Annotated in this window: 26 protein-coding genes; 6 read left to right on the forward strand and 20 right to left on the reverse strand. The window is 65.8% G+C overall.

All coding sequences use genetic code 11. The features are described from left to right. Positions 1 to 2 precede the first annotated feature (2 nt). From rfbB to EBI04_RS13340, 8 genes are read right to left on the reverse strand one after another with little or no spacing between them, the layout of a single operon-like run. Positions 3 to 1,028, reverse strand: coding sequence for a dTDP-glucose 4,6-dehydratase (gene rfbB, locus EBI04_RS00460; RefSeq protein WP_135255578.1), 1,026 nt, complete (start codon positions 1,026 to 1,028; stop codon positions 3 to 5). Then, entirely contained in the window at positions 1,025 to 1,573 is a 549-nt protein-coding gene (locus EBI04_RS00465) for a dTDP-4-dehydrorhamnose 3,5-epimerase family protein (RefSeq protein ID WP_135255579.1), read from the reverse strand. The genes rfbB and EBI04_RS00465 overlap by 4 nt, the downstream gene beginning before the upstream one ends. Next, positions 1,561 to 2,277 (reverse strand): SDR family oxidoreductase, encoded by a 717-nt coding sequence (locus EBI04_RS00470; protein ID WP_240695328.1) that lies wholly within the window; start codon positions 2,275 to 2,277, stop codon positions 1,561 to 1,563. The genes EBI04_RS00465 and EBI04_RS00470 overlap by 13 nt, the downstream gene beginning before the upstream one ends. Positions 2,278 to 2,279: 2 nt before the next feature. Beyond that, positions 2,280 to 3,350 carry a glucose-1-phosphate thymidylyltransferase gene (locus EBI04_RS00475; RefSeq protein ID WP_135255581.1) on the reverse strand — a complete coding sequence of 357 codons (1,071 nt, stop codon included), beginning with the start codon at positions 3,348 to 3,350 and terminating at the stop codon, positions 2,280 to 2,282. After that, positions 3,347 to 4,396 carry a glycosyltransferase gene (locus EBI04_RS00480; protein ID WP_167481844.1) on the reverse strand — a complete coding sequence of 350 codons (1,050 nt, stop codon included), beginning with the start codon at positions 4,394 to 4,396 and terminating at the stop codon, positions 3,347 to 3,349. Before EBI04_RS00480 ends, EBI04_RS00475 begins: the two co-directional genes overlap by 4 nt. 23 nt (positions 4,397 to 4,419) lie before the next feature. Beyond that, on the reverse strand, positions 4,420 to 5,172 hold the full coding sequence (locus EBI04_RS00485; RefSeq protein ID WP_135255583.1) for a class I SAM-dependent methyltransferase: 753 nt from the start codon (positions 5,170 to 5,172) through the stop codon (positions 4,420 to 4,422). Further along, the gene (locus EBI04_RS13705; RefSeq protein ID WP_276605488.1) at positions 5,172 to 6,062 is read right to left on the reverse strand and encodes a sugar transferase; all 891 of its coding nucleotides are present in this window, start codon (positions 6,060 to 6,062) and stop codon (positions 5,172 to 5,174) included. The genes EBI04_RS00485 and EBI04_RS13705 overlap by 1 nt, the downstream gene beginning before the upstream one ends. Further along, positions 5,981 to 6,496, reverse strand: a complete 516-nt coding sequence (locus EBI04_RS13340; RefSeq protein WP_240695329.1) for a hypothetical protein — start codon at positions 6,494 to 6,496, stop codon at positions 5,981 to 5,983. Before EBI04_RS13340 ends, EBI04_RS13705 begins: the two co-directional genes overlap by 82 nt. A gap of 11 nt (positions 6,497 to 6,507) precedes the next feature. Between EBI04_RS13340 and EBI04_RS00495 the strand changes: the two genes are divergently transcribed. Beyond that, the gene (locus EBI04_RS00495; protein WP_135255584.1) at positions 6,508 to 7,848 is read left to right on the forward strand and encodes an O-antigen ligase family protein; all 1,341 of its coding nucleotides are present in this window, start codon (positions 6,508 to 6,510) and stop codon (positions 7,846 to 7,848) included. Here the strand turns inward: EBI04_RS00495 and EBI04_RS13710 are convergent. From EBI04_RS13710 to EBI04_RS00530, 8 genes are all read right to left on the reverse strand, one after another. After that, a complete protein-coding gene (locus EBI04_RS13710; protein ID WP_276605489.1) occupies positions 7,831 to 7,962 on the reverse strand; it encodes a hypothetical protein in 132 nt (43 codons plus the stop codon). The two genes, EBI04_RS00495 and EBI04_RS13710, sit on opposite strands and share 18 nt — an antisense overlap. Beyond that, positions 7,938 to 9,272, reverse strand: coding sequence for an O-antigen ligase family protein (locus EBI04_RS00500; protein ID WP_135255585.1), 1,335 nt, complete (start codon positions 9,270 to 9,272; stop codon positions 7,938 to 7,940). Before EBI04_RS00500 ends, EBI04_RS13710 begins: the two co-directional genes overlap by 25 nt. 220 nt (positions 9,273 to 9,492) lie before the next feature. Then, the gene (locus tag EBI04_RS13715) at positions 9,493 to 9,855 is read right to left on the reverse strand and encodes a type II secretion system protein (protein WP_135255586.1); all 363 of its coding nucleotides are present in this window, start codon (positions 9,853 to 9,855) and stop codon (positions 9,493 to 9,495) included. Positions 9,856 to 10,083: 228 nt separating this feature from the next. Further along, positions 10,084 to 11,814 (reverse strand): hypothetical protein, encoded by a 1,731-nt coding sequence (locus tag EBI04_RS00510; protein ID WP_135255587.1) that lies wholly within the window; start codon positions 11,812 to 11,814, stop codon positions 10,084 to 10,086. Positions 11,815 to 11,824: 10 nt separating this feature from the next. Continuing rightward, positions 11,825 to 12,574, reverse strand: coding sequence for a prepilin-type N-terminal cleavage/methylation domain-containing protein (locus tag EBI04_RS00515; RefSeq protein WP_135255588.1), 750 nt, complete (start codon positions 12,572 to 12,574; stop codon positions 11,825 to 11,827). Continuing rightward, the gene (locus tag EBI04_RS00520) at positions 12,571 to 13,098 is read right to left on the reverse strand and encodes a type II secretion system protein (protein WP_135255589.1); all 528 of its coding nucleotides are present in this window, start codon (positions 13,096 to 13,098) and stop codon (positions 12,571 to 12,573) included. The genes EBI04_RS00515 and EBI04_RS00520 overlap by 4 nt, the downstream gene beginning before the upstream one ends. Then, the gene (locus EBI04_RS00525) at positions 13,095 to 13,568 is read right to left on the reverse strand and encodes a GspH/FimT family pseudopilin (RefSeq protein ID WP_135255590.1); all 474 of its coding nucleotides are present in this window, start codon (positions 13,566 to 13,568) and stop codon (positions 13,095 to 13,097) included. The genes EBI04_RS00520 and EBI04_RS00525 overlap by 4 nt, the downstream gene beginning before the upstream one ends. A gap of 54 nt (positions 13,569 to 13,622) precedes the next feature. Further along, positions 13,623 to 14,093, reverse strand: coding sequence for a GspH/FimT family protein (locus EBI04_RS00530; protein ID WP_135255591.1), 471 nt, complete (start codon positions 14,091 to 14,093; stop codon positions 13,623 to 13,625). A 70-nt stretch (positions 14,094 to 14,163) separates the two neighbouring features. On the opposite strand from EBI04_RS00530, the gene EBI04_RS00535 reads away from it, so the two are divergent. Further along, positions 14,164 to 15,354 carry a thiolase family protein gene (locus tag EBI04_RS00535; protein WP_135255592.1) on the forward strand — a complete coding sequence of 397 codons (1,191 nt, stop codon included), beginning with the start codon at positions 14,164 to 14,166 and terminating at the stop codon, positions 15,352 to 15,354. Here the strand turns inward: EBI04_RS00535 and EBI04_RS00540 are convergent. After that, positions 15,351 to 15,659: a DUF503 domain-containing protein gene (locus tag EBI04_RS00540; RefSeq protein WP_135255593.1), complete on the reverse strand. Its 309-nt coding sequence runs from the start codon at positions 15,657 to 15,659 to the stop codon at positions 15,351 to 15,353. The two genes, EBI04_RS00535 and EBI04_RS00540, sit on opposite strands and share 4 nt — an antisense overlap. A gap of 19 nt (positions 15,660 to 15,678) precedes the next feature. Next, positions 15,679 to 18,144, reverse strand: a complete 2,466-nt coding sequence (locus tag EBI04_RS00545) for a BamA/OMP85 family outer membrane protein (RefSeq protein WP_135255594.1) — start codon at positions 18,142 to 18,144, stop codon at positions 15,679 to 15,681. Positions 18,145 to 18,189: 45 nt separating this feature from the next. Here EBI04_RS00545 and EBI04_RS00550 point away from each other — a divergent pair, with 45 nt between their 5' ends. From EBI04_RS00550 to EBI04_RS00560, 3 genes are read left to right on the forward strand one after another with little or no spacing between them, the layout of a single operon-like run. After that, positions 18,190 to 19,017 (forward strand): purine-nucleoside phosphorylase, encoded by an 828-nt coding sequence (locus EBI04_RS00550; protein WP_135255595.1) that lies wholly within the window; start codon positions 18,190 to 18,192, stop codon positions 19,015 to 19,017. Between the two features lie 3 nt (positions 19,018 to 19,020). After that, the gene (locus EBI04_RS00555; protein WP_135255596.1) at positions 19,021 to 19,656 is read left to right on the forward strand and encodes a YggS family pyridoxal phosphate-dependent enzyme; all 636 of its coding nucleotides are present in this window, start codon (positions 19,021 to 19,023) and stop codon (positions 19,654 to 19,656) included. Between the two features lie 7 nt (positions 19,657 to 19,663). Next, a complete protein-coding gene (locus EBI04_RS00560) occupies positions 19,664 to 20,116 on the forward strand; it encodes a DivIVA domain-containing protein (protein ID WP_135255597.1) in 453 nt (150 codons plus the stop codon). On the opposite strand, the gene EBI04_RS00565 is transcribed toward EBI04_RS00560, so the two are convergent. Beyond that, the gene (locus tag EBI04_RS00565; RefSeq protein ID WP_135257824.1) at positions 20,058 to 20,594 is read right to left on the reverse strand and encodes a YdcF family protein; all 537 of its coding nucleotides are present in this window, start codon (positions 20,592 to 20,594) and stop codon (positions 20,058 to 20,060) included. The genes EBI04_RS00560 and EBI04_RS00565 overlap by 59 nt on opposite strands. An 88-nt stretch (positions 20,595 to 20,682) precedes the next feature. Here EBI04_RS00565 and hflX point away from each other — a divergent pair, with 88 nt between their 5' ends. Continuing rightward, a complete protein-coding gene (hflX, locus tag EBI04_RS00570) occupies positions 20,683 to 22,365 on the forward strand; it encodes a GTPase HflX (protein WP_135255598.1) in 1,683 nt (560 codons plus the stop codon). On the opposite strand, the gene EBI04_RS00575 is transcribed toward hflX, so the two are convergent. Next, complete coding sequence (locus EBI04_RS00575; RefSeq protein WP_135255599.1) at positions 22,353 to 22,619, reverse strand: acylphosphatase; 267 nt, start codon at positions 22,617 to 22,619, stop codon at positions 22,353 to 22,355. The two genes, hflX and EBI04_RS00575, sit on opposite strands and share 13 nt — an antisense overlap. Positions 22,620 to 22,628 lie beyond the last annotated feature (9 nt).

Consider the following 22,628-nt stretch of genomic DNA (forward strand, 5'->3'; position numbering starts at 1 on the left):
CCTTAGGGGGAGGGGGCAAAGCGGGGGGTGTAAAGGGCCCGCTCCAGATGGCGGAAGCCCGACCGCCGCTTGAGGGGACGCCACCATTCGGGATGGGCGGTGTACCACTCTGCGGTTTGCCGCAGGCCCTCCTCAAAGGACCAGAGCCGGGTCCATCCTAGGGCCTCCGCTCTCGTGGGGTCCACGCTATAGCGGTAATCGTGGCCGGGGCGGTCCTCCACGAACCGGATGAGGTTCCTGGGCTTGCCCAAGAGGTCCAGGATCATCTCCGCCACCTGGAGGGCGGAAACCTGTAGGCGGGCTCCCAGGTTGTACACCCCGCCCCGTTCCCCCTGGTGCAGAACCAGGTCGATCCCCCGGCAATGGTCTTCCACGTGGAGGTAGTCCCGCACGGCGCTCCCATCCCCATAGACGGGCAAGGGTTTGCCCTCCAGGGCGTTGGTGAGGAAGAGGGGGATGATCTTCTCTGGGTACTGGTAAGGGCCGTAGGTGTTGCTCCCCCGGGTGATCACCACATCCAGGTTGTGGGAGTGCCCATAGGCCAGAACCAGATGGTCGGCGGCCGCTTTGGAGGCGGCGTAGGGGGAGCGGGGCTGAAGAGGATCCTCCTCCTTGGCGCTTTTGGAGGTGTGCCGCCAGTCCCCGTACACCTCGTCCGTGGATATCTGAAGGAAGCGCTGGACTCCTGCCCGCAGGGCTTCCGAGAGAAGAACCAGGGTGCCCTCCACGTTGGTGCGCACGAAAGGCCTGGGATCCATGAGGGAGCGGTCCACATGGCTTTCAGCCGCAAAGTTGACCACGGCTTCCGCTCCCTGTAGGGCTTCCCGTACCGCACGGGGGTCGGCGATGTCCCCCCGGAGGAAGCGGATCCGCCCCTCCAGCCCCCGCAGGTTCTCCAGGTTCCCCGCATAGGTGAGCTTGTCCAGAACCACGATCTCCCACTCAGGGTGAGTTTGGAGGGCATAGCGCACAAAGTTGGAGCCGATGAAGCCCGCCCCTCCGGTCACCAGCACGCGGCGGAAGCTCATCCCCGATCCTCCTCCCAAAGCTCCTTGCCAAAGTAGTCCCAGGGCAGGCGGCCCTCGTTGGGATCTTCCCGGTTAAAGGTTTCGCTCATGGCGTAGAGGAGCAAGGCCCCCTCCAAAGAGGCTTTGTACCCATGGGCTACCCCAGCAGGGATGAAAAGCCAGCCGGGCTCCTCGCCCGAGAGGACAAACCGTTGCCGTACCCCCTGGGTGGGGGAGCCTTCCCGCACATCCACAAGCCACACCAGCAAGGTGCCTTCCAGAACGCACCAAAGCTCGTGCTGGGGTTCCTTGGGGTGGATGTGGAAGGCGTTGATGCGCCCCGGAAAGGCCCGGGAGAGGGAAACCTGCTTCGCCTCGAAGGGGAAGGAAAGACCCTGGACCCGCCCTTCCCGGAGGCGGAAAGCCTCCATGAACCACCCCTCGAGGGCCCGGTGCTTCTTGAGGGGCAGGTAGAAGACATCGGCTATGGTCGGGCCCTCCCCATAGGTCTGAAAGGTGAGGTCGGCCCGCACGTTGGGGTCCAAGGGTACCTTCACTTCAGCCACCTCCTCTTGAGTTCCTGCCACCTTCTGGTGTCCAAAGACACATCTTCAGGTAGGGCAATAGGGGCTTCCCGCCTGCTGGCGGGGCGCACGTCCGGCCTGCTTTGCCTTGCCAGCTCGTAAACGCTCTTGCGTTCCGTGGCGATGTGCAGGGTGTCGTAGGGGATGTCCCGGTACCGTTGCACCGCCAGGGCGATCTCGGGGGCGATGAGGTCGAGGTAGTCCTGGCTGGTGTACATGTCGGTGAAGGCCACCGGGTAGGGCCAGGGCCGTGTGCGGAAGCTGGTGCGGATGACCAAGTGAGCGGGCAGGGCTCGAACCGCCTCCTCCGCCACCAGTTTGGTAAGGGCGTAGTAGTTGCGGACTGGACCAGGGGTGTCCTCCTCGGCGTACATGCCCTGGGTGCCCTCGAACACGTAATCGGTGGAGATGTGGATGAAAAAGGCACCCCACCTCTGGGATGCCCGCACCAGGTGGCGGGTGCCCACCACGTTGACCCGCCAGCAAAGCTCCCGCTCCACCTCGGCCCTGTCCACCTTGGTGTAGGCCGCTGCGTGGACCACCACCTCCGGCCTGTAACGCCGGAAGGCCGCATCCACGGCCTCGGGCTGGGTGATGTCCATCTCCTCCCGTGTGGGGGCGATGAGGCCGGGAAGGAGCCTCTGAAGCTCCTGGCCCAGGCGCCCGGTGCCGCCCGTAAGCAACATCCTCATACCCGCACCTGGCTCCGATCTCCCAGGACCATGCCAGCGGTGAAGCGGCGGGGCCCTTCCCCTTTGCCCACCACCACCGCTTCCCGTCCGAGAATGGAAGCGTCGAGGAGATGGGGTAGATCCTCCACTTTGGCCCGGTCCAGGAGGATGGAGTACTCCACTTCGCTCCGGCGCACCACCGCTTCCCGCCCTATGGAGGTGTAGGGGCCCACGTAGCTGTCCTCCACCACCGCCCCGGCAGCGATGTGAACCGGGCCTCGGATACGGGACCGGACCACCTTGGCCCCTTTTTCCACCACCACCTCGCCCGCCAACTGGCTCTCCCGCACCTCACCTTCTATTTTCCCGGTCAGACGGGAGAGGACCAGGCGGTTGGCCTCGAGGAGATCCTCGGGCTTGCCCGTGTCCTTCCACCAGCCCCGCACCTGGAGGGCCTCGATCCTCAGGCCGCTGTCGATGAGGCCCTGGATGGCCTCTGTGATCTCGTACTCCCCCCTGGGCGAAGGGTGGAGGCCTTCGATGACCCCGTGGATTTCAGGAGGAAGGATGTATACCCCCACCAGGGCCAGGGAGGAGGGAGGGTGGCTGGGCTTTTCCACCAAGCGCCTCACCCGTCCCGCCCCGTCCAGTACCGCCACCCCGAAGGCTTGGGGGTTTTCCACCGAGGCCAGGAGGATAAGGCCATCGGGTGCCTGGCGGCGGTAAGCTTCCATGGCCTCTCCCAATCCCCCAGAGAGCAGGTTGTCCCCCAGGTACATGACGAAGGGGTCTTCCCCCAGGAAGGGGCGGGCCACCTTTACCGCATGGGCCAGCCCCAGGGGTTTCTCCTGGAGGATGAAGGTGAACCGGACCCCAGGAAACCCGTGCCCCCTAAGGGCTTCCTGCACCTCCCCTCCCGTTTCCGGACTGATCACCACCCCGATGTCCTCGATTCCCACGGCCAAGAGGTCTTCCACCGCATAGAAGAGAACGGGCTTGTTGGCCACGGGGATGAGTTGCTTGGCCTGGGTGAAGGTGAGAGGGCGAAGCCGGGTGCCCTTGCCACCGGAAAGGATCAGCCCCTTCATGCCGTTTCCTCCTTTGCCTGCGCATTCCCTGCCTCTTCTCCCGGAAGGGGGTACTTCTTCCCCAAACGTCCTGCCCGGCCATCCCGAACCGCCTCGAGGAGGAAAGCCAACCTCCGGAGAACCCGACGGGGATCCCGCCACAGGCGGAGCCCCTTGAGGAAGAGCCAGGCCAGGTGAGCCCCCTGGTTGAGGAGGACCCAGGCGGTGTGGGAGCGGGTGCGCCACTCCAGATAGGCCAGGTTGCGGGTGCGGTAGTAGAGCATGGGTTCCTGGGACTCGGGGGCGAACCAGCCCCCGTTTTGCCAGTGCCAGGAGGGTAAGAGATCCCGCACCTCGGCCTGGCTGGCCAGGTAAATCCGCCCCCCCTGCTCGGCGATACGCAAGGTGAACTCCGTATCGTCCTCGTAGAGGACCAAGCGGGGATCCGGCAAGCCCACCTTTTCCACCCAGGAGCGGTGGAGGAGAAGACCTCCATAGGGCGCTGCGCCCAACTGGGCCAGGGGGAACCTTGGTGTGCCCTTTGTTTGATCCCGCTCCAGGACAAAGAGGCGGATTAGGGCTTTCTCGGCTTTGAGGGCCAGGTGAAACCCCAAGAACCCATCCCGCACGAAATCCAGGGGACGGCCCTGGTGGGCGAGTTTGGCGAAGGCCTTGCCCAAACCCCCTTCCCGCATGGGTACCAGCACCACCTGGGGATCGCACCCTAAGTGGACATAGGCCCAAAGGAGGCGCTCCAAGGCCTGGGGGGTGGGCTCGTTGTCGTCATCCAGAAGCCAGAGGAGTTCCGCCCCCTGGTCGTAGGCTTCCTGGATGCCCCTGGCGAAGCCTCCCGCTGAACCCAGGTTTTCCTCGAGGCGCACCCGTAGGCAACCCCTTTGTTGCCCACAAAAATCCCTGAGGCGTGCGGCATTTTCCTGGGGCGAGCCGTTGTCCACCAGCACCACACCCCCCACGCCGTTTTGGAGGGAGGCTTCCACCACCCGGCGCACCACCTGGTGGCGGTTGCCGTAGGTGACCGTTACCACCCAGACCGCCTTGGGTTCCAAACAGAGCCCCACGGTTTACCCCCTTACCGCTTCAAGGCCACCCCATAACGCTGGGCAAAGACCGCTGGCCTTAGCCCTTGCTCCTGGATGAAATCCACAAAAGCTAGGGTCCAGTCTTCGTTCACGTCGTCCGCCATCAGCAGACCCCCCCGCCTCAGGCGGGGGAACACTACTTCTAGTTCCATGCGTACTTGCTCCGAGGTGTGCAGGCTGTCGTGCAGGAAAAGGTCCACTTCCCCAATACTTTCCAGAAGTTCGGGAAGGAGGAGCCGGGCATCTCCCATATACAACTTCCAGCGGCCTTTGAGCCATTCAGGCACCAACCATCCTGTCGAGTACCCAGGGGGCAGGTAGGTGCCAATTCTGCTATTTACTATGTCTTTGGGATACAGCTTCATGTCCCCTTCGGGTAGGTCTATGGAAAAGAGCCTCCCCTTCTCGTTCTTTTGCATGACGTAAAGGATAATGCGGCTACTGCCTCCGGCGGCAACCCCCGTTTCCACGGCCACGGAAGGCTTGAAAAGCCTGACCAAGGCATACAAAAGCGCTTGCCCAAAGGGGGTGAACCAGCCGCCAATGGGGCTGCCTTTTGCGGCTTGCTTTGCCTCTTCGATGCGAGCGTGAAAATCCCTCAGAAAAGTTTTATCCGAGAAATATTCCGCCATGTACCTGACAAGTTTTGCGATTTCTTTGGGTGTTAGCCCCGCCTTTTGTGCATTGGATAGCAAGTTGTATCCCTGACCGATCCTTTTGGCAACGCCCCTTAGCGGTTTCATCACCACGCTCCCTCCTTGCGGCACACCGCCCAGGCGGTCCTCGCCAGCAGGTACAGGTCCAGCCACACCGACCAGTTCTGCACGTAGTAGCGGTCCAGGGCCACCCGCCTCTCGTAGGGCACCCCGTTCCTGCCGGAAACCTGCCAGAGGCCCGTGAGGCCGGGCCTCACCCTCAGGTAAAGCTCCAAGGCTTCTCCGTAGCGCTCAAGCTCCTCCTCCGTCACCGGCCTCGGCCCCACCAGGCTCATCTCCCCCCTGAGGACGTTCAGGGCTTGGGGAAGCTCGTCCAGGGAGAGGCGCCTGAGCCACCTGCCCACCCGCAACACCCTGGGGTCTTCCCGGAGCTTCCTCTCCCGCATCCACTCCGCCTGGGCCTCCGGGTTGGCCTCCAGGTGGCGCCGCAACACCTCCTCCCCGTCTTGGCGCATGGTGCGGAACTTGAGGGCAAAAAACCGCCTTCCCCCCTGGCCCACCCGCAGGTGGCGGTAGAGGACGGGCCCAGGGTCTTCCAGCCGTAGGAGGAGGGCCACCACGGGGTAGAGGAGGAGGAAGGGTACGAGGAGGACCACCCCGCCCACCAGGTCTAAGGCCCGCTTCAGGAGGAGGTTCCCAGGCAGGAGGAGGTTCTGGCGCACCTCGAGGGCCCCCACCCCTCCCAGATCCCGCACCTCCGCCCAGAGGAGGCCGTGCGGCCCTGAGGGCACCACCAGCACCCTGGGGAAGCGGTGGAGGAGGGCCAGGGCCTCCTCCCCGGAGAGGCTTCCCGCCACCAGGAGGGCGTAGGCCCCTTCCGGGCGCGAAACGGGCTTCAGGCCCAGGAGGGGGGCCTCCTGAAGGAGCCTCGCCAGGGCCTCCTTGCCCTCCCCGGCCACCACCACCCCGCCCCCCACCAGGCCTTCCGGGCGAAGAGGTGGCGGAGGAGGGCCCGCCCCAGGGGGAGGAAAAGGAGGGCCAGGGCGAAGGCCAGGAGGAAGGAGAGCCGGGAGTAAAGGGGCCCCGACTTGGAGAGGAAGGCCCCGGTGGCCAGGAGGAGGAAGCCCAAGGCGGTGGCGGTGGCCAGGCGCCGGAGTTCCTGCGCCGGGTGCAGGCCCAAGGCGGGGTAGAGCCCGAAGGCCCCGAAGAGGAGGGGGAAGACCAGGAGGGCGGGGAGGAGGCGGAGGTAGAGGAGGGGATCGATGCTTCCCCCCGTGGCCGCCCGGAAGAGGAGGGCCAGGCCCCAGGCCAGGAGGAGGGCCAGGAGGTCGGCGAGGAGGAGGGCGAGGGCGGTGAGGCTTGGCAGGGGGCGGGCTTTTGCAAGGGCGCCGCGTTTCCAAAGGGTACCCATATTATGGTTCCATGATACTCAAGCACCTCTGGCCCCTCTTCGCCTTCCTCTACCCCTTCGCCGTCTTCCCCGGGCTTCCCACCCACCCGGGGGTGGTCCTGGTCAAGCACGCTTTCGTCCTGGCTTTCCTCCTCGTGGGAGCCTTCCTGGAAATGCTGGCTCATCCTCAGGCCCGTTTGCGGGATCTTCTCCTCTTGTCCCGGCGCCTCCGGGCCCAGCCTGCCCTGGCCTTGCTCCTAGCCCTAGCCCTGGTCATGGTCCTAGCGGCCTTGCTCTCTCCGGAACGGGCCGTGGCCCTCACGGGTTCCCTCGCCGACTACACGGACGGGTTGGGCTGGGGCCTGATGATGCTGGGGGTGGCCCTCCTGGTTTACCTGCGTGCCCGGGAGGAACCGGAAGCCCCTCGGAGGGTGGCCCAGGGCCTGGTCCTTGGGGGTAGCCTCCTAAGCCTTCTAGCCCTTTGGGAGGTCCTGACCGGACGGCCCATCTTCTACCCTCTGGCTAGCCCCGCCGACCTGCCCACGGTCACCTTCCCCCAGAAGGGGCATCTTTCCGGTTACTTTGTCCTCGCCGCCGGGGCGGCCTTGGGATTGCGGAGCCCCTGGGGGCTTTTCCTCGGGGCCTTGGGGGTGGGCCTGGCCTTCAACCGGGCTGGGCTTCTGGCCTTGGGCCTTTTGGCCTTTCTCGCCCTCCTGCGGGCTCCCCGGTACGGCCTGGTGGCAGCCTTGAGCCTGGCCCTAGGGGTGGGGGCCGGTATGGCCGTGGTGCGCCTTTCCGCCCAGGGGCCGGTGCAGGGGGGCGGGGCGGTGCGGCAGGTGGCCGATGCCAGCACCTTCCTCAACCGGCTTTTCTACTGGAAGGCCGCCTTGGGGGGTATAGCCGCAAGGCCCTTCCTGGGCTGGGGCGGGGGGGTGTTTGAGCACCGCTGGCCTGCCCATCTAAGCCCGGAGGACCTGGAGGCCTTCCTGCGGGCGGAGTTCGGGTACCGGGACGCCCGCTTGGTGGAGGTGGCCAACGCTCCGGAAAGCGACCCCGTCTTTCTCCTGCGCCAGCCCAACGGGGACCTGGTCGTGCTCCGGGTCTACAGCTTCCGGGCCCACAACCAGTTCCTGGAGGTGGCCCTGAAGTGGGGCTTGTTGGGCCTGGGGCTCTACCTGGCCCTCCTCTTCCTGGCCCTGCGGGGCCTTCCCCAGCTCCACCCCGCCGCCACTGGCCTCTTCGCCCTGCATGTCTTCTTCCTCTTCTGGTTCGCCATACCCGAGGGGGAGGGGGCCCTGTGGGCCCTCTGGGGGGCGGCCCTGGGGCAGGGGGCCTTGGCGTGGGGCAGGGTTGGGCTAGGGCGGGGCGGGTAGCCCTTCCAGCTGGCGCAGGGCCGACGAGCCGGGAAAGCGCTTCAGGCCCAGGGCCAGGGCCTCCTTGGCCTCTTCTTCCCGGCCCGCTTCTAGGGCGCTTTGGACCCAGAGCACATAGAAGCTCTCCCGGGCGTAGGGGAAGCGCCGGGCCAGCTCCCGGGCGAGGCCCAGGCGCGCCTCCGGGGTCTCGGCGTAGCGCAGGGCCAGGGTGAGGGGCCAGGGGGAGAGGGGGTAGCGCTCCTTTGCCTCCTCCAGGAGGTGCATCCGCTCCTCTGGGGCCGCTTCCGCCACCGCCTGGGCGGTGTACGGGGGGAAGTAGAGGTGCCGGGGGGCGCAGGCCGTTCCCTGGCAGGGCCAGTACCAGAGGAGGGCCAGGAGGGCGGCCACCAGGGTTCCCAGCAGGGAGAGGGTGCGGGGCGCGGGTTGGGGGCCAGGGCCCCCAGGGGCAGAAAGGCCAGGGCCAGGTAGCCCGGGTAGTACCCGGAGACGTCAAAGAGCATGGGCCCCCAGAGGCCCAAGACGCTCAGGGCCCAGGGCCAGTCCCGCCCGAAGAGGGCCCGCGCCGCCGGCCAGAGGAGGAGGAGGAGAAGACCCAGGCGCACCCAGCCCCCGGTGGCCAGGGTTTCCAGGAGGTAGTTGTGGGGGCTTCGGGACCAGACCCCCTGGAGGCCTGGGTAGTCCATGTAGGCCTCAAACACCTGGCTGTAGCTCCCGTTCCCGGTGCCCAGGGGGTGGTCCAGGGCCAGGCGCAGGCTCAAGCGCCACATGAGGAGCCGGGCCTCCACGTTGCCGATCTGCGGGGCCTCCACCCCACCCCCGCCCTGGCCCACGCCTGGGCTTTGCACCTCCTGCTGGGTGATGGCCGCCTTGAAGCTCAGGGCGTTCAGGACGGCGTTCCCGGGCACCAGGGCCTCCAGGAAGGCCACCCCTCCTCCAAGGCCCAGGAAGAGGACGAGTGCCCGCCAGGGGCCTAGGCCCTCCCGGGAGAGCCTGAGGAAGGCCAGGGGCAGGAGGAGAAGGAGGGGTAGGTACACCGCCCGGGCCCCGGAGATGAGGGCGGCGTAAAGGGCCAGGACCGCCAGGAGGAAGGCGGCCAGGGGATAGGGCCCCCCGCGCCCCGCCTGGGCCAGGAAGAGGGGCAGGGCCCCCAGGGCCAAAGCCCCCAGGAGGTAGTGGTGGGAGCCGGAAACGTAGCTCACCAGGCCAGCTTGCCACAGGGCCAAGGCGGTGTAGAGCCCGTCCAGGAGGAGGAAGCCCAAGAGGACCAAGACCCCCGCCCGCCACCTCCCCGCCGCCAGGGCCACCAGCACCCACACCTCCCACAGGGAGGCCACCAGGGCGTGCCCGGGGGCCAGGCTCCAGAGGACACTCAGGAGCCCCCAGCCCCACCAGGCCCAGGCCAGGGGGTGCAGTCCCTGGCCCATTAGGAGTAAGGATGCTAGACCCCAGGTTGTGGTCCAGAGAGGAGGGCTGTGAAAGACGTGGAAAGGCTCCCTCCAAAGCAGGAATACCCCGAGGAAGGCGCTTCCAACGATAGGCCACTGTATGCCAGAGGGGTGCTTGGTCAAAGTTTAACCCCTGTCCTTGCAAACGGGTGGCGGGAGGTTGCCTCCCGCCACCTAGCAAAGGGCAGCCAACCGCAGGCTATTGTCCAACAGTCTGGCTGTTACCAGCGGCGCCGGTCCAAGTTACTGTGACCGATTGGGTGGTCGAGTTAAAAGAGACAGAGCAGTCGCTAATCGTGCCAGGTTTGCTTCCCGTGGAGTAAGAACCCGCGGAGTACCCGGCCGGTTGGTTGCAATCGGTTGGGATTGAAGCTACATTGGGATTCTCAGCGATATAGGCGTTAGCCACCTTGTACACGTTCTGAGCATACGCCTGCTCCGCCCGGACTTGGGCCGTCCTGCGGGCCTGGAGCAGGTTGGGAACCAGCACAGCCGCCAGGATGCCGATGATGGCGATGACGATCAGAAGCTCAATCAGGGTAAAGCCTTTCGCGTTCCGCATACCTTTTTCTCCTTCAGATTTCCCGCGCCTTTATCTATTGCGCGGCCATGAGTGCCTGAAGCCTGTCGCCGACCTGCCTCCTTCGCCTTCCCGGCTTCCTACCTTCCTCTAACCCCGCTCTCACCTCCCCTTGGGTTGTATTCTCAGCGCTCCCCTTTGCCCCTGTCAACCCCCCTTTTTGGGGGGGCAGCCTCAGGATGGCAGGGGGGTGTGAAAGGGGCGTGAAAGCTAGCGGCGCTCATAGGTTAGTTGCCCGAAGAAGGCGCTGGTGGTGTTGGGGGCCAAGTTGAACCCTGGGGGAAGGTTGAACTCCAGCCCGGGTACTTGAACGATGCTGGTATTCCCCGAGCCTGCGTTGCAGTTGTTGGAGGTGCAGACCTCCCTGGCTACCACGGTGCCGAAGACCGTGGAGTTCTGCTGGATGATGGCTCGCTGTCCCGCGTAAAAAAGCCCCATAACGACCTGTTGTCGGGGTGAGCTGCCGGGAAGATTTTGGGTGTCGCCCGTGATCGTCAGGGTGTTTTCCGCAATGAGGCCCAACACATCCCGGTCGGGAAAGCTTTGTCCGGGAAGGAGATTGCCATCCAGGGTGATGTTGCCCCCCTGGTTTTGTTTGGCTTCCACGAAGAGGGTGGCCTTGTTGGTGTAGCGGACCACCACGTCCTCTTTGAACTCCAGATTGTATCCGCGGAGGTTGACCGTACCGTACACAGTAAGCGTTCCCTGCCTTGCGGTGGGATCATAGGTGTAGACAAAGCCCCTAGCGTTGGGAGGCGTACCATCCAGGCAGGTGATGGGGGTCTGGCCGAAGGTCAGCGTACTCCCCGAGAGGATGGTGTTGAGGTTGCAAACCAAACTTGAGGGTATGGAAGATGCCCCGCTTTCCAGCACCACGCCCTGGGTGGCTGCGAGGTTGCGCAGGCACTCGCGCCAGGTTTGCCCTGCATTGGTGCAGGGCCCCGACAGGCTGGGAATCGCCGGGGGATTGGCGTAGGGGAAGGCCCCTATGCCCCCCGAAGTGTAGAGGTTGGCCCCTCCGCCCACGCACACATCCGGCGCCTCGCTCACATTGTTGCATTGCGTTCCCTGGGTGCCGCTTCCCACATAAACCCCGTCCACCTTGGGGTTCCAACCTTCCGTGGGGTTGAGACCGCTAGGCAAGGAGGAATCGCCAATCTGGGAGTTGCCCCAGATTTTCACCTTGCCGCCTGTGACGCTTAGGGTGGCGCACATGTCTCTCTGCTCCATGGCCTGGAGCTTGAGAAAGTTGCGGATCTGGTCTACAGTGAAGTTGTTGCCAAAGAGCTGGGCCAGCTGGGTGGCGGTGTAGTAGTTGTGCATCTTAAAAGCGCCGGAACTCCCGATGACGAAATCGCTCGGGTTGGTGGCTTGTGCATACACCGAACCCCAAATTTCCAGGTTGCCGTTTAAGGTGCCTACTCCGAGGCCAGTGGCGATGGCGTTAGAAAAGATGCCTTTGGAACTGACCCGCGCCACGGCGGTCACCGTGGCCTGAGCCCCGCCGTACTGGCCGACGGAGCGCAGGGTCAGATAGGAGCCGGAAACGGAGAGGCTTACGGTGTAGGTGCCCTGGCTTCCGTCGGGGAAGCTAACGCTTTCGGTGAGGGTGCCCCCATTGGGCAGGTCGGTGCCTGGCGCGATGATCCCGTCCCTGTTGAGATCGAGGCCGATGGTGAGGAGGTTGCCGCACTGGGCGTAACGGGCAAGCTCGCTTCCGTAAGCGTTGATGTTGTTCAGGTAGTAGCGAAAGGCCTGAAAGGCCAGGGTCTTATACTTCTGGATGCCCGCTTGCGCCACGGCGTAAGCTTGATTAGCGGTCACGTCGTTTCGGGTGGTCCAGATTTCCAGCTGTGTGGTGAAGAAGGTTCCAAAGACGAGGATGGCTATCACCACCACCACGGCCAGGGTGGCTACCAGGGCAATTCCTTCTCGGCGCACGGAGTACCTCCTACTGGTCCTTCAGGCTGGGCAGTTCAACCCTCTCGCTGGTGCCAAAGCATATCCGCCCCGACGGGCAGTTTTCGGTCAGAGTGGAGTTGCCCGACTGGACGCTGAAAGCCATGGCCTCAGGGGGGTTTCCTGGCGCTTGCGCTAGGGAAAATCCCACCACCGTGATGTGCGCTGCACGCGCGTAGCGGTTGTTTGTGCAAGGTGGACTGCCGGCATCGGCAGAGCTCCCGTCCGAACACTCAAAACGCACGTTGAGAACAAGGATGTTATCCGCCAGAGGCTGAGGGCTGTCTGCGGTTGCGGAGCAGCTTACGTCGCTTCGCTGGAGAGTGTATGAGTTGAAGCTGTACACTACCCTTCGGCAGGCATCCGATGTTGCCCTGAGGCTGGTGATGTAGCGAACGGAGAAGCTATCCCGAAGGCTGGTGGAGTTGCCAGCGTCGGCCGAAAGGCAGGGGTTGGTGCTGGAACAGGCGGTCCAGCCCGCAATGCTTTCGGTGACGCCGGCAAGAAACGAGTTCGCAGAACTGGCGGAGAAGCTTACGTACCGGCTGCTTCCAGCCATCATGAGGTCCTGCTTTACCAGCTCCATAACCATGCGTACGCGATCCTGGACCTCGCTTCGGGCTTGCGTGCGCCGGGTCAAATCGGCCTGGTCCACCAGGGCACGGGTCACCAAAGCGCCAAGGACGACCAAAATGGCCGAGGCCAGCAGGAGCTCCAGTAGGGAGAACCCTTGGCGTTTCATGGGCGGCCTCCTCCAGAGGCGGAAGGGTTAGGGCATGGAGCGGGGGCATCCCGGGTGGGGGAAGGGTAGACATCGTAGCAGGAAACCCGGCGGACCAACACCACCCGGGGGGATGTGGCCAGGTTGGCTATGGAACCCGCGGCGGTCAACAGGATAAGCCCTTCTCCTGTAATGCCGCTTTCTCCCCTCACGCTCCAGGCCACGGTGACCCGCCCCACCGTGCTGTTGCCAGAGCAGGCCACGGAGTTGAGGGGCCTGCCGATGATGCTGGCCGCGTTGGCAACAGCGGTAGGGCACCCCCAGTAATAGTCGTCAAAGGCGTAGATGGAGCCGCTTTTTGCCAAAACCTCGGCGTTTTTGGCTTCGAGGACCTGCGTGAGCGCCGACTTAATTTCGGTGACCAGTCGCATGCGTGCGGAAGTGCGCAGGTTGGATAGCTGGTTGAAAAGCAAGGCTCCAAACGCGATTCCCAAGATGGCCAGGGCGATAAGAACCTCGATGATGGTAAGGCCCTTTCCTTTCATTGCACGCTCGCCCTCCCTTGACCGGAGATCTGCACGGTCTTGCTGTACGTTCCCGCCCGGTTGCCCAGGGTGACGGTGGATGGGGTGAAGGAGGTGGGGATGCCGCGTGGATCAAAGACCAGGGTTGAGGCTCCCGAAACGGCGGTAAGCCGCACCCGGGCCCAGTCCCCTTGGCCGAAGGTGACGCTTTGGACCACGGTTTCCCCGGGGTTGAAGGTTCCATCCCTGTTGGCATCCACGAAGACCACGTACCCCCCAAAGCCCTGGGTGCCGAATTGGATGCCCACAAAGCTGTTCCGCCGGATGGCTTCCAACCTGGCCCTCGTCACCTGGGCCGCCAGGCTTTGCGCAGCCTGGTTCACGGCGAGGCGGTCCGAGCCCAGGTAGCCTATGCCCAGGGCCAGGAGGACCCCCAGGATGGCGATGATGATGACCAGCTCAATAAGGGTCAGGCCACGGGGCTTCCTCATTCCCTTCTAAGGGTAGGCGAAAGGGGTGGGGTTCGCATCCCCCAAACGGGGGGGCTACTCTAGGCGGGCCCGGCCCTGCTGGCTTACGATCACCTTGCGGGTTGCGCTTCCGGAAGCGAGAGCTATGGTGGCGGTGATGGGCTTGGTGGGTACTCCGCGGGGGTCGAAAAGGAGGGGCAGATTCCCCAGGCGGCTTTGCCCCTGGTCCAGGCGCACCCGGGCCCAGTCCCCCTCCCCGAAGCGCACCACCTGGACCTCCTCCCCTGGGGCATAGCGGCGGTCGCCATCATGGTCCACGAAGATCAGGTAGCCCCCTGCCCCCTCGGTGAAGACGTGGAGCCCGGCGAAGGCGTTACGCCGAATGGCTTCCAGCCGGGCCCTCGTCACCTGGGCCGCCAGGGAGCGGGCGGCAGCGTCCAGGGCCAGGCGGTTGGGGGAAAGGAGGGGAAGCCCCAGGCCCAGAAGCACGCCCAGGATTGCCAGGATAACCAGAAGCTCTAGAAGGGTAAAAGCTTCCCTGCGCATGGACCTGTAACCAGTCTAGCGGTGTCGTGTTCTTCCCTGGGTGCGTTTGGCCAAGGAGTATGATGACCCCATGAACGAGGTCTATATCGTTTCGACGATGCGTACCCCCATCGGTAGGTTCGGGGGGGCCCTGAAGGACGTGAGCCCGGTGGAGCTTGGGGCCCACGCCATGCGGGCCGCGTTGGCGCGGGCGGGGGTGGAGGGGAAGGCCCTGGACCTCTACGTGTTCGGGAACGTGCTCCGGGCTGGGCACGGGCAGCTCCTTCCCCGGCAGGCGGCCTTCAAGGCGGGCATCCCCAAGGAGGTGGACGGGTACCAGGTGGACATGGTCTGCGCCTCGGGGATGATGGCCGTTATGAACGCCGTGCAGTTCCTGCGCACGGGGGAGGCCCACCTGGTGCTGGCCGGGGGGATGGAGTCCATGAGCCAGGCGGGGTTCTACCTCTCCCACCGGGCGAGGTGGGGGTACAAGTTCCTCATGGGGGCGCCGGAGAGCCTGCAGGACATCCTCCTCCAGGATGGCCTCTCCGACCCCTTCACCGGCGAGGCCATGGGGGAGCAGGCGGAAAGGCTGGCCCAGGACTACGGAATCACGCGCCAGGAGGTGGACGAGGCCGCCTACCACTCCCACCGGCGGGCGGCGGAGGCCACGGAAAAGGGCTTCTTTGCGGAGGAGATCGCCCCCATGGAGCTTCCCGGGAGGAAGGGGCCGGTGGGGGTGGATAAGGACGAGGGGATCCGTCCTGAGACCACCCCGGAGTCCCTGGCCGCCCTCAAGCCCGCCTTCCGCAAGGACGGCATCCTCACCGCGGGGAACGCCAGCCAGATCTCCGACGGGGCGGCGGCGCTTCTCCTGGCCTCGGAGGAGGCGGTCAAGGCCCACGGCTTGAAGCCCCTGGCCCGGGTGCTGGGCGGGGCCTGGGCGGCGGGGGAGCCCTGGCGCTTCCCCGAGGCCCCCATCCCCGCGGTGAAGCGTCTGCTGGACCGGCTTGGCATGCGGATGGAAGACTTCGGCCTCTTTGAGAACAACGAGGCCTTCGCCCTCAACAACGTGCTCTTCCACCGCCTCCTGGGGGTGCCTTACGAGCGCCTGAACGTCTTCGGGGGAGCCGTGGCCCTGGGCCACCCCATCGGGGCCAGCGGGGCCAGGATCCTGGTCACCCTCCTGAACGCCCTGAGGCAGAAGGGGGAGGAAAGGGGCCTTGCCGCCATCTGCCACGGCACCGGGGGGTCCACCGCCTTCGCGGTGGAGCGGGTCTAGACCAACCCGTCCAGCTCGAAGGCCTCGAGGTGAAAGGCCTCGAGGGCTATCCTAAAATCCCCCTCGCGGGCCAGGAAGCGGGCGGCCTCGCGAAGGGTTTCTTCCACCCATGCGGGGTCGTTGCCCAGGACGCTCAGGCCCACCACCTCAAAGCCCCAGGCGTCCAGGCCGTAAAGCCTGGCCGCGCTGACGGGGAAGCGGGCCTTCACCCGTTCTAGGGCCGGCTTGATGAGGGCCCGTTTCTCCTTGAGGCTCCGGGCCGGGGTCTCCAGCCGGGCGGTGTAGAGGCCGAGGTAGGCTTTCATGGCGGGCCCTAGGCCCAGTTTAGAACATGGGCCCGATGCGGAAGTGAAGCCTTCCCGTGGGGCTTTCCGGGCTGAAGGCGTAGTCCAGGCGCAAGGAGGGGAGAAGGGCCCCAAAGAGGTCCAGATCCAGCTGGAAGCCCAAGCCCGCCCCCCACTTCACCCCGCCGGTGTTGTCGGCGATCCCCAAGTCGGTGAAGAGGATGCCGTAGAGGTTGGTGCCCCCCTGGGGGGAGAGGTTGAAGTTGTAGCGGTACTCCACGCTGGCCGTGGCGAAGGAAAGCCCCCCGTACTTGCGGTCCTCGTAGCCCCTGAGGAGGAAGGCCTCGGAGCCGCCCCCGGAGAGGAAGAAGCGCTCGCTTTCCGGGGGGAAGCCCAAGAGGGTGCCGGCGGAGAGGCGGAAGGCCAGGGCCTGCCGTTTCTCCTGGTCCAGGCCGTAATAGGTCTTGCCCGTGGCCACCAGGGGCACGAAGAAGCTGCGGCCCCCCGTGTCGGGGAAGGAAAGACCAAGGCCGGTGCTGAGGCCCGCCTCGTACCCCTGGGTGCGGAAGCGAAGGTTGTCCACCTCCGTGTAGGTGACGCCGGTGTCCAGCCTCAGGGTCCAGCCCGGGGTGGGGAGGAGGCTTTGGGCCAGGCTGGGGTTTTTGTACCCGGTGCCGTCGCAGTACTTGGGGTCGTTGGGGTCGGTGACGGCGGGGTTGCAGGGGGCGTTCGGGTCGTAGATCTCCAGGGCGTAGGTGGAGCGGCGGGCGGAAAGCCCCAGGGAGAAGCGCAGGTTTTCCAGCTCCTGGGAGAAGGGACGGGAGAGGGAGAACCCAGCGCCGGTGCGCCTTTCCGTGTACTCCCAGCCGGTGTCCGTGCTGCCGTCCAGGAGCTTGTTGTTGCCGATGGGGGTGGAGAAGAGGCTGAAGGAAAGGCTGGTGCGCACTTCCTTAAGGTCCCAGTAGTCCAGGTAGAGCCAGGGAATGGCGTAGCTGACCGAGAGGGAAAGGTTGTCTTTGGCGTCGTTTTGCACAAAGGCCAGGTCCACCCCCGCCTGGTGGGCCAGGCCGAAGAGGTTGGTTTCCTTGAAGGACACGCTTCCCGACCACCCCTCCAGGGAGCTCCAGCCCAGGGCGGGCTGGAAGAGCCCGGTGCGGGCCTCCTTCAGGGAGAGGACCACCACCACCTGGTCCTCCTTCTCCCCGGGCAGGAGGCGCACCCCGGGAGGTTCGGAGAGAAGACCTGTGGCCATGAGGCGGGCGATGCCCTGGCGCAGGGCGGGAACGCTGAAGAGGCTTCCCGGCTTAGGGAGTTCCCGTAGGATCACCTCCTCCTGGGTGCGGTGCTCGCCCTGCCACTCCAGGCGGTAGCCCCCGATCTTGAGCTCCACCACGTGCAGGCGGAAGACCCCTTCCTGGAAGCCAAAGCGCACGTCGGCCACCTCGTAGCCGTTTTCCTGGTAGTAGCTGGCGAGGCGCCGGGCGTCCTCCTGGGCCAGGGCCGGGGTGTAGACCTCCCCCGGCTTCAAGCGGAGGAGGGCTAGGAGGGTTTCCGTGGGGAAGGCGGTGTTGCCGCTGATCTCCACCCGCTCGATCACCCCGCCTTCCGGGCCCAGCTGAAGCTCCACCGCCACCCCCTCCCCCTCGGGGGTGAGGTTGAAGTTCACCACCCGGGAGAGCTTTTTGGAAAGCGCCTGCACCCCTTCCAGAAGGAGGTCGTAGCGCAGGTAGTCCCCCGGCTTGAGGGGAAAGCCCGTAAGGTCCAGGCCTTCTCCTTGGATGCGCACCACCTTAAGCTCCCGCACCCGCACGGTGAGGACCCCGCCCTCTAGCACGCTCCCCGCGGGGTCGGGGCCGCTAAAGCGGTAGCCCGCCCGCTCGTAACGGGAGGCGATGGCCTTTAGGGCCTCCTGGTACTTGGCGAAGTCAAAGGGGCCCTTGAGGGGTTCCAAGGTCTTTAGGAGTTCGGCCTCGGGTAGAAGGCTCACCCCTGTGAGGCGGACCTCCTTCACCTCCGGGCTTTCCTCCACCCGGAAGGTGAGGGCCATCTTGCCCGCCTGCTCCTTGGCCTCCACCTCCACCTTGGGGGAGAAGGGGAAACCGTTTTGCCGGTAGGCCTCGGCCAGGGCCTTGGCGGCTTCCCCGGCCCGGATGGGGTTATAGGTGGCCTCCGGGCCGATGGCGAAGTTCTGCTCCAGAAAGCGCAGGAGGCCTTCCTGGGGGAAGGCCTTTCCCTCCACCTTCACCTGGCCGATGGGGGGGTAGGGGGTGAGGCGGACCCGCAGGACATCCCCTTCCAGCTGGACCTCCACCTGCTGGAAGTAGCCGGTGGCCAGGATGGCCTTCCTGGCCTCCTCGAGGTCCCCTGGCTCATCCCCTGTCCCAAAGGGCAAGGCCGCCCGGGCCAGGGCCTGGAGGACGGGATCGCCTCCCTCCACCACCACCTCGCGGATGGGGGCCGCCAGGGCCAGAAGGCCCATGAACACCAGGGCAAAAAGCCGCTTCATGGCCGAAAGCTTACCAGAGGCGGGTGAAGGGGGCGTGAGAGTAGAATGTTCGCCATGGAAGTCTACGACAAGATCCAGGAGGCCGTGGGCTACATCCGCTCCAAAACCGGGTTTGTGCCGGAGGTGGGGATCGTCCTTGGCTCGGGGCTTGGCCCCTTGGCGGAGGAGGTGGCCAAGGAGGCGGAGATCCCCTACGGGGAGATCCCCCACTTTCCCCTTTCCACCGCCCCCGGGCATGCGGGGAGGCTGATCCTGGGGGAGCTGGAAGGCAAGCGGGTTCTGGTCTACCAGGGCCGGGTCCACTACTACGAGGGCTACAGCGCCGAGGAGGTGGTCTTCCCCGTGCGGGTGGGGTATTTCCTGGGGGCCAGGACCTTCCTCCTCACCTCGGCGGCCGGAGGGCTTAACCCCAGGTTCCAGGCCGGAGGGATCATGCTCCACCTGGACTACATCAACTTCGCCGGGGCCAACCCCCTTAGGGGGAAAAACGACGAGCGCCTGGGCCCCCGGTTCCCCGTGATGTTCGGGGCCTATGACCCGGGTCTCATCGAGCTGGCCCGCAAGGTGGCCAGGCGGCAGGACCTGCACCTCTTTGAGGGGGTCTACGCCTGGTTCATGGGGCCCAGCTTCGCCAGCCGGGCCGAGCTGAAGGCGCTCAGGGATCTCGGGGCCGATGCCATCGGGATGTCCACGGTGCCCGAGGTCATCGCCTTAAGGCACCTGGGGGCCCGGGTGCTGGGGCTTTCCACCATCACGGACATGGCGGTGCCGGAAAGGGAGCACCACGCCACCGAGGAGGAGGTGCTGGCGGTGGCGGCCAAGACCGGGCCCATCTTCCGCCGCCTGGTGCGGGGCATTCTGGCCGAGCTTTAGCCCATGGGTCTGCACCAGGTCTTGGAGGCCATGGCCGCCGCCTGCCGCCGCGCGGGGCGGGATCCCAAGGGGGTGCGCCTGGTGGCGGTGACCAAGGGGAGGAGCGTGGAGGAGATCCGGGAGAAGGTCCTCCGCTACGGTTCCTTCCCCCTGGGGGAAAGCCGGGTGCAGGAGGCCTTGAAGAAGATGGAGCTTCTGGAGGCTGAGTGGCACCTCATCGGTCCCCTGCAGCGCAACAAGGCCAAGTTCGCCCCCCGGTTCGCCCTTATCCACTCCCTGGACTCCCTACGCCTGGCGGAGGCCCTGAACCGGGTGGGGGAGAAGGAGGGGGTGAGGCTTAAGGTCCTGGTGGAGGTGAACCTGGGCCGGGAGCCCCAGAAGCATGGGTTTTGGGAGGAGGAACTGCCCGAGGCCCTGGCCCGGGTTCGGGAGATGGCGCACCTCGAGGTCCTGGGCCTCATGACCGTGCCCCCGATGGGCCCTGAGGCCGTGGTCCGCCCCATCTTCCGGAGGCTTTCCGAGCTCGCCGACCGCTATGGCCTTCCCGAGCGCTCCATGGGTATGTCCGACGATTTCCCCATCGCCATTGAGGAAGGGGCCACCCTGGTGCGGGTGGGCCGGGCGCTTTTTGTAGACTGAGGTGCACATGGACCTAACCCCCTTGGACGTGCGCTACCAGGAGTTTCCCACGGGGCTTCGCGGCTACCAGAAGGAGGCGGTGAGGAGCTATTTGGCCCGGGTGGCCGAGGTCATGGAGGGCCTCATCCAGGAGAACGAGGGGCTCAAGGAAAGGCTTAGGGCGCTGGAGGAGGAGGTGGCCCGCCTGAAGGAGGCGGAAGGGGAGCTGAAGCGGGCGGTGGTGGCGGCGGAGAAGATCGCCCGCGAGCTCAAGGCCCAGGCGGAGCGGGAGGCGGAGCTGATCCGGAGGGAGGCCCTGGCGGCCAAGGACCAGGTGCTGAGGGAGGCGGCGGAGGAGCTTAAGCGTTTGAAGGGGGAGGTGGAACGGGTTAAGCAGGAGAAAACCCTTTTCGTGGCGCAACTCAAGGCCCTTTTGCAGGGGTACCTGGACTCCTTGAAGCCTCTGGAGGAGGGTTCCTGAGGCCGTGCCCTCTGGGGAGGGGTTTCAGGCCCAGGTAGAGCCAGAGGCGGTAAAGGGTTTCCTTCAGCCAGTACCCCAGGGGGTAGGGTCCCTCCACGGGGTGGCCCTCCGCCTTTAAACCCAGAAGCCGGGCCAGGAAGAGGGCCCGGGGCAGGTGGGGGGCATCGGTCACCAGGAGGATGCGCCCGGAAAGATGGGGCTTGAGGAAGAGGAGGTTTTCGTAGGTGGTTTGGCTTTGGGTTTCGCAAAGGAGGGCTTCCCGGGGTATACCTTTGCTCCTAAGGTAGCGGCAGCCCACCTCCCCTTCGCTGTACCGGTCCCCGGGGAGCCTGCCCCCCGCCACCGCCACCTTTGGGGCCGCGCCCCTTTGGTAGAGGGCCAAGGCCGCCTCCAGGCGCCTTTCCAAGGCGGGGGAGGGTTTGCCCCCGTACTGGGCCGCCCCCAGGACCACGATCCAGCTGTAGCCCGGCTGGGCCATGGCCGGGGCCAGGAGGAGGGCCAGAGCAAGCCAGCGCACCCTTTTCAATCTAGAGCCAGGGGCGGTTTTTGGGTATACTTAAGGAGCATTGGAGAAGATCTTCGGCAAGACCGAGGGGCTCAAGAAGAGCGAGCGAAAGAGGCTTTCCAACCTGTACCGCAGGCGGATTCCCCCGGAGAGGGTCCTGACCCCCGAGCTGGCCCAGGCCCTGGCCGGGCTCTCCCAGGAGATCGGGAGGCCTGTGAGCCTTCTCTTGGACCGGGAGGGCCGGGTGGTGCGGGTGGGGGTGGGGGATGCCAAGGACCTGCCCATCCCCGAAGGGGCCAGGGGGGAGAGGAGGCTATCGGGCTTCCGGCTCCTCCACACCCACCTGGCCAAGGGAGGGCTTTCCCGCCCCGACCTCTCGGTGCTTTTCCTGAACCGGCTGGACAGTTTGGCGGCCTTGGAGGTAGAGGACGGGAGGCCTACCACCCTGCACCTGGCCTTTCTCTCCCCGCCCAAGGCCGTGGCTGCTTCCCGATGGGAACACGTTACGGAGGACTGGCGCATCCTTCCTCCCAAGCTCTACTTCCAGTACCTGGATTTTGACCACAAGGCGGAGGTGGAGGCCTTGGAGGAGGAGCTGGCCCGCCAGGCCCGGGTGCGGGAGCTTTTGGACGGGAGCGGGGAGCGGGCCATCCTGGTGGGGGTGGACCTGGGGGAAGGCCCGGAGGCGGAGGCGGGCCTTTCCGAGCTCGCCGAGCTCACCCGCACCGCGGGAGGGGTGCCGGTGAAGAAGGTCCTGGTCTTCCGCCCCCACCTGGACCCCCGGTACCTGGTGGGGCTGGGCAAGTTGGAGGAGCTCAAGAGCCTGGCCTACCACGAGAACGCCTCCACCCTGATCTTCGGCCTGGAGCTCACCCCCGCCCAGGCGCGGGAGATCGAGCGGGCCACGGGCCTCAAGGTCCTGGACCGGACCCAGCTCATCCTGGACATCTTCGCCCTGCATGCCAAAACCCCCGAGGCCCAGACCCAGGTGGAGCTGGCCCAGCTAAGGTACCTTCTCCCCCGCCTGGTGGGGAAGGGGAAGGAGCTGAGCCGCCTGGGAGGTGGGATCGGCACCCGGGGTCCTGGGGAGACCAAGCTGGAGGTGGACAGGAGAAGGCTTCAGGAAAGGATCGCCCACCTAAGCCATAAGCTCCAGGAGTTCACCCGGCGCCGGGAGGAGGCAAGGCGGCAGAGGAAGCGCCGGGGTGTGCCCCTCATCGCCGTGGTGGGGTACACCAACGCCGGCAAGACCACCCTCCTCTCCGCCCTTGCCCGGGGCGGGGAGCCGGGGGAGGACAAGCTCTTCGCCACCTTAAGGCCCCTCACCCGCCGGGGTTTCCTGCCGGGGGTGGGGGAGGTGCTCTTCACCGACACTGTGGGCTTCATCCGCCAGATGCCCGCGGAGCTCCTCACCGCCTTCCGGGCCACCCTCGAGGAGGTGCGGGAGGCCGACCTCCTCATCCACGTCCTGGATGCCTCGGAGGAAGGGGCCCTGGGGCGGTACCGGGTGGTGGAGGAGCTTCTGGCGGAGCTGGGGGTGGAGGCCCCCCGGGTCCTGGCCCTCTCCAAGGCGGACCGGGCGGCTCCCTACGACCTCTTCTACCTCCAGGAGAAGCTGGGTGGGGTGCCGGTTTCCGCCCTGAAGGGTACGGGGGTTTCGGAGCTCAGGGAGGCCCTGGCGGAGGCCCTCCTTAAGGTGGGGGTTCGGCCCCAGCCCTGGGCCCAGGCTCCTCAGTACACGTAAAACCCCTTTAGGCCGGTTTCCTCGGCCCACTGAACCTCCACCTCCTCCACCCGGCTTAGACGCGGGCCCTGCTTGAGATGGTGGAGGAGGGTGAGGAGGTCTTCCTTGGGGCCTTCCGCCACCACCTCCACCCGGCCGTCGGGGAGGTTCTCCGCATAGCCGGAAAGCCCTAGCTCCAGGGCCTTTTTCTGGGCGAAGGCCCGGTACCCCACTCCCTGTACCCTTCCCTTGATCAAGGCCACCAGGCGCGGCATGGTGGCATT

This window comes from Thermus caldilimi (genome assembly GCF_004684245.1).
Classification (GTDB): Bacteria; Deinococcota; Deinococci; order Deinococcales; family Thermaceae; genus Thermus; species Thermus caldilimi.

Coding starts and splice junctions, on each gene's coding strand:
- EBI04_RS00575 (WP_135255599.1), bottom strand. CDS start 22,619: ATGCCGCGCCTGGTGGCCTTGATCAAGGGAAGGGTACAGGGAGTGGGG.
- EBI04_RS00495 (WP_135255584.1), top strand. CDS start 6,508: ATGATACTCAAGCACCTCTGGCCCCTCTTCGCCTTCCTCTACCCCTTC.
- EBI04_RS13340 (WP_240695329.1), bottom strand. CDS start 6,496: ATGGGTACCCTTTGGAAACGCGGCGCCCTTGCAAAAGCCCGCCCCCTG.
- EBI04_RS13715 (WP_135255586.1), bottom strand. CDS start 9,855: ATGCGGAACGCGAAAGGCTTTACCCTGATTGAGCTTCTGATCGTCATC.
- EBI04_RS00550 (WP_135255595.1), top strand. CDS start 18,190: ATGTTCGCCATGGAAGTCTACGACAAGATCCAGGAGGCCGTGGGCTAC.
- EBI04_RS00530 (WP_135255591.1), bottom strand. CDS start 14,093: ATGCGCAGGGAAGCTTTTACCCTTCTAGAGCTTCTGGTTATCCTGGCA.
- EBI04_RS00515 (WP_135255588.1), bottom strand. CDS start 12,574: ATGAAACGCCAAGGGTTCTCCCTACTGGAGCTCCTGCTGGCCTCGGCC.
- EBI04_RS00545 (WP_135255594.1), bottom strand. CDS start 18,144: ATGAAGCGGCTTTTTGCCCTGGTGTTCATGGGCCTTCTGGCCCTGGCG.
- EBI04_RS00535 (WP_135255592.1), top strand. CDS start 14,164: ATGAACGAGGTCTATATCGTTTCGACGATGCGTACCCCCATCGGTAGG.
- EBI04_RS00475 (WP_135255581.1), bottom strand. CDS start 3,350: ATGAAGGGGCTGATCCTTTCCGGTGGCAAGGGCACCCGGCTTCGCCCT.
- EBI04_RS00525 (WP_135255590.1), bottom strand. CDS start 13,568: ATGAGGAAGCCCCGTGGCCTGACCCTTATTGAGCTGGTCATCATCATC.
- EBI04_RS00565 (WP_135257824.1), bottom strand. CDS start 20,594: ATGGCCCAGCCGGGCTACAGCTGGATCGTGGTCCTGGGGGCGGCCCAG.
- rfbB (WP_135255578.1), bottom strand. CDS start 1,028: ATGAGCTTCCGCCGCGTGCTGGTGACCGGAGGGGCGGGCTTCATCGGC.
- EBI04_RS00485 (WP_135255583.1), bottom strand. CDS start 5,172: ATGAAACCGCTAAGGGGCGTTGCCAAAAGGATCGGTCAGGGATACAAC.
- EBI04_RS00520 (WP_135255589.1), bottom strand. CDS start 13,098: ATGAAAGGAAAGGGCCTTACCATCATCGAGGTTCTTATCGCCCTGGCC.
- EBI04_RS00470 (WP_240695328.1), bottom strand. CDS start 2,277: ATGTTGCTTACGGGCGGCACCGGGCGCCTGGGCCAGGAGCTTCAGAGG.
- EBI04_RS00500 (WP_135255585.1), bottom strand. CDS start 9,272: ATGGGCCAGGGACTGCACCCCCTGGCCTGGGCCTGGTGGGGCTGGGGG.
- EBI04_RS00540 (WP_135255593.1), bottom strand. CDS start 15,659: ATGAAAGCCTACCTCGGCCTCTACACCGCCCGGCTGGAGACCCCGGCC.
- EBI04_RS00560 (WP_135255597.1), top strand. CDS start 19,664: ATGGACCTAACCCCCTTGGACGTGCGCTACCAGGAGTTTCCCACGGGG.
- EBI04_RS00555 (WP_135255596.1), top strand. CDS start 19,021: ATGGGTCTGCACCAGGTCTTGGAGGCCATGGCCGCCGCCTGCCGCCGC.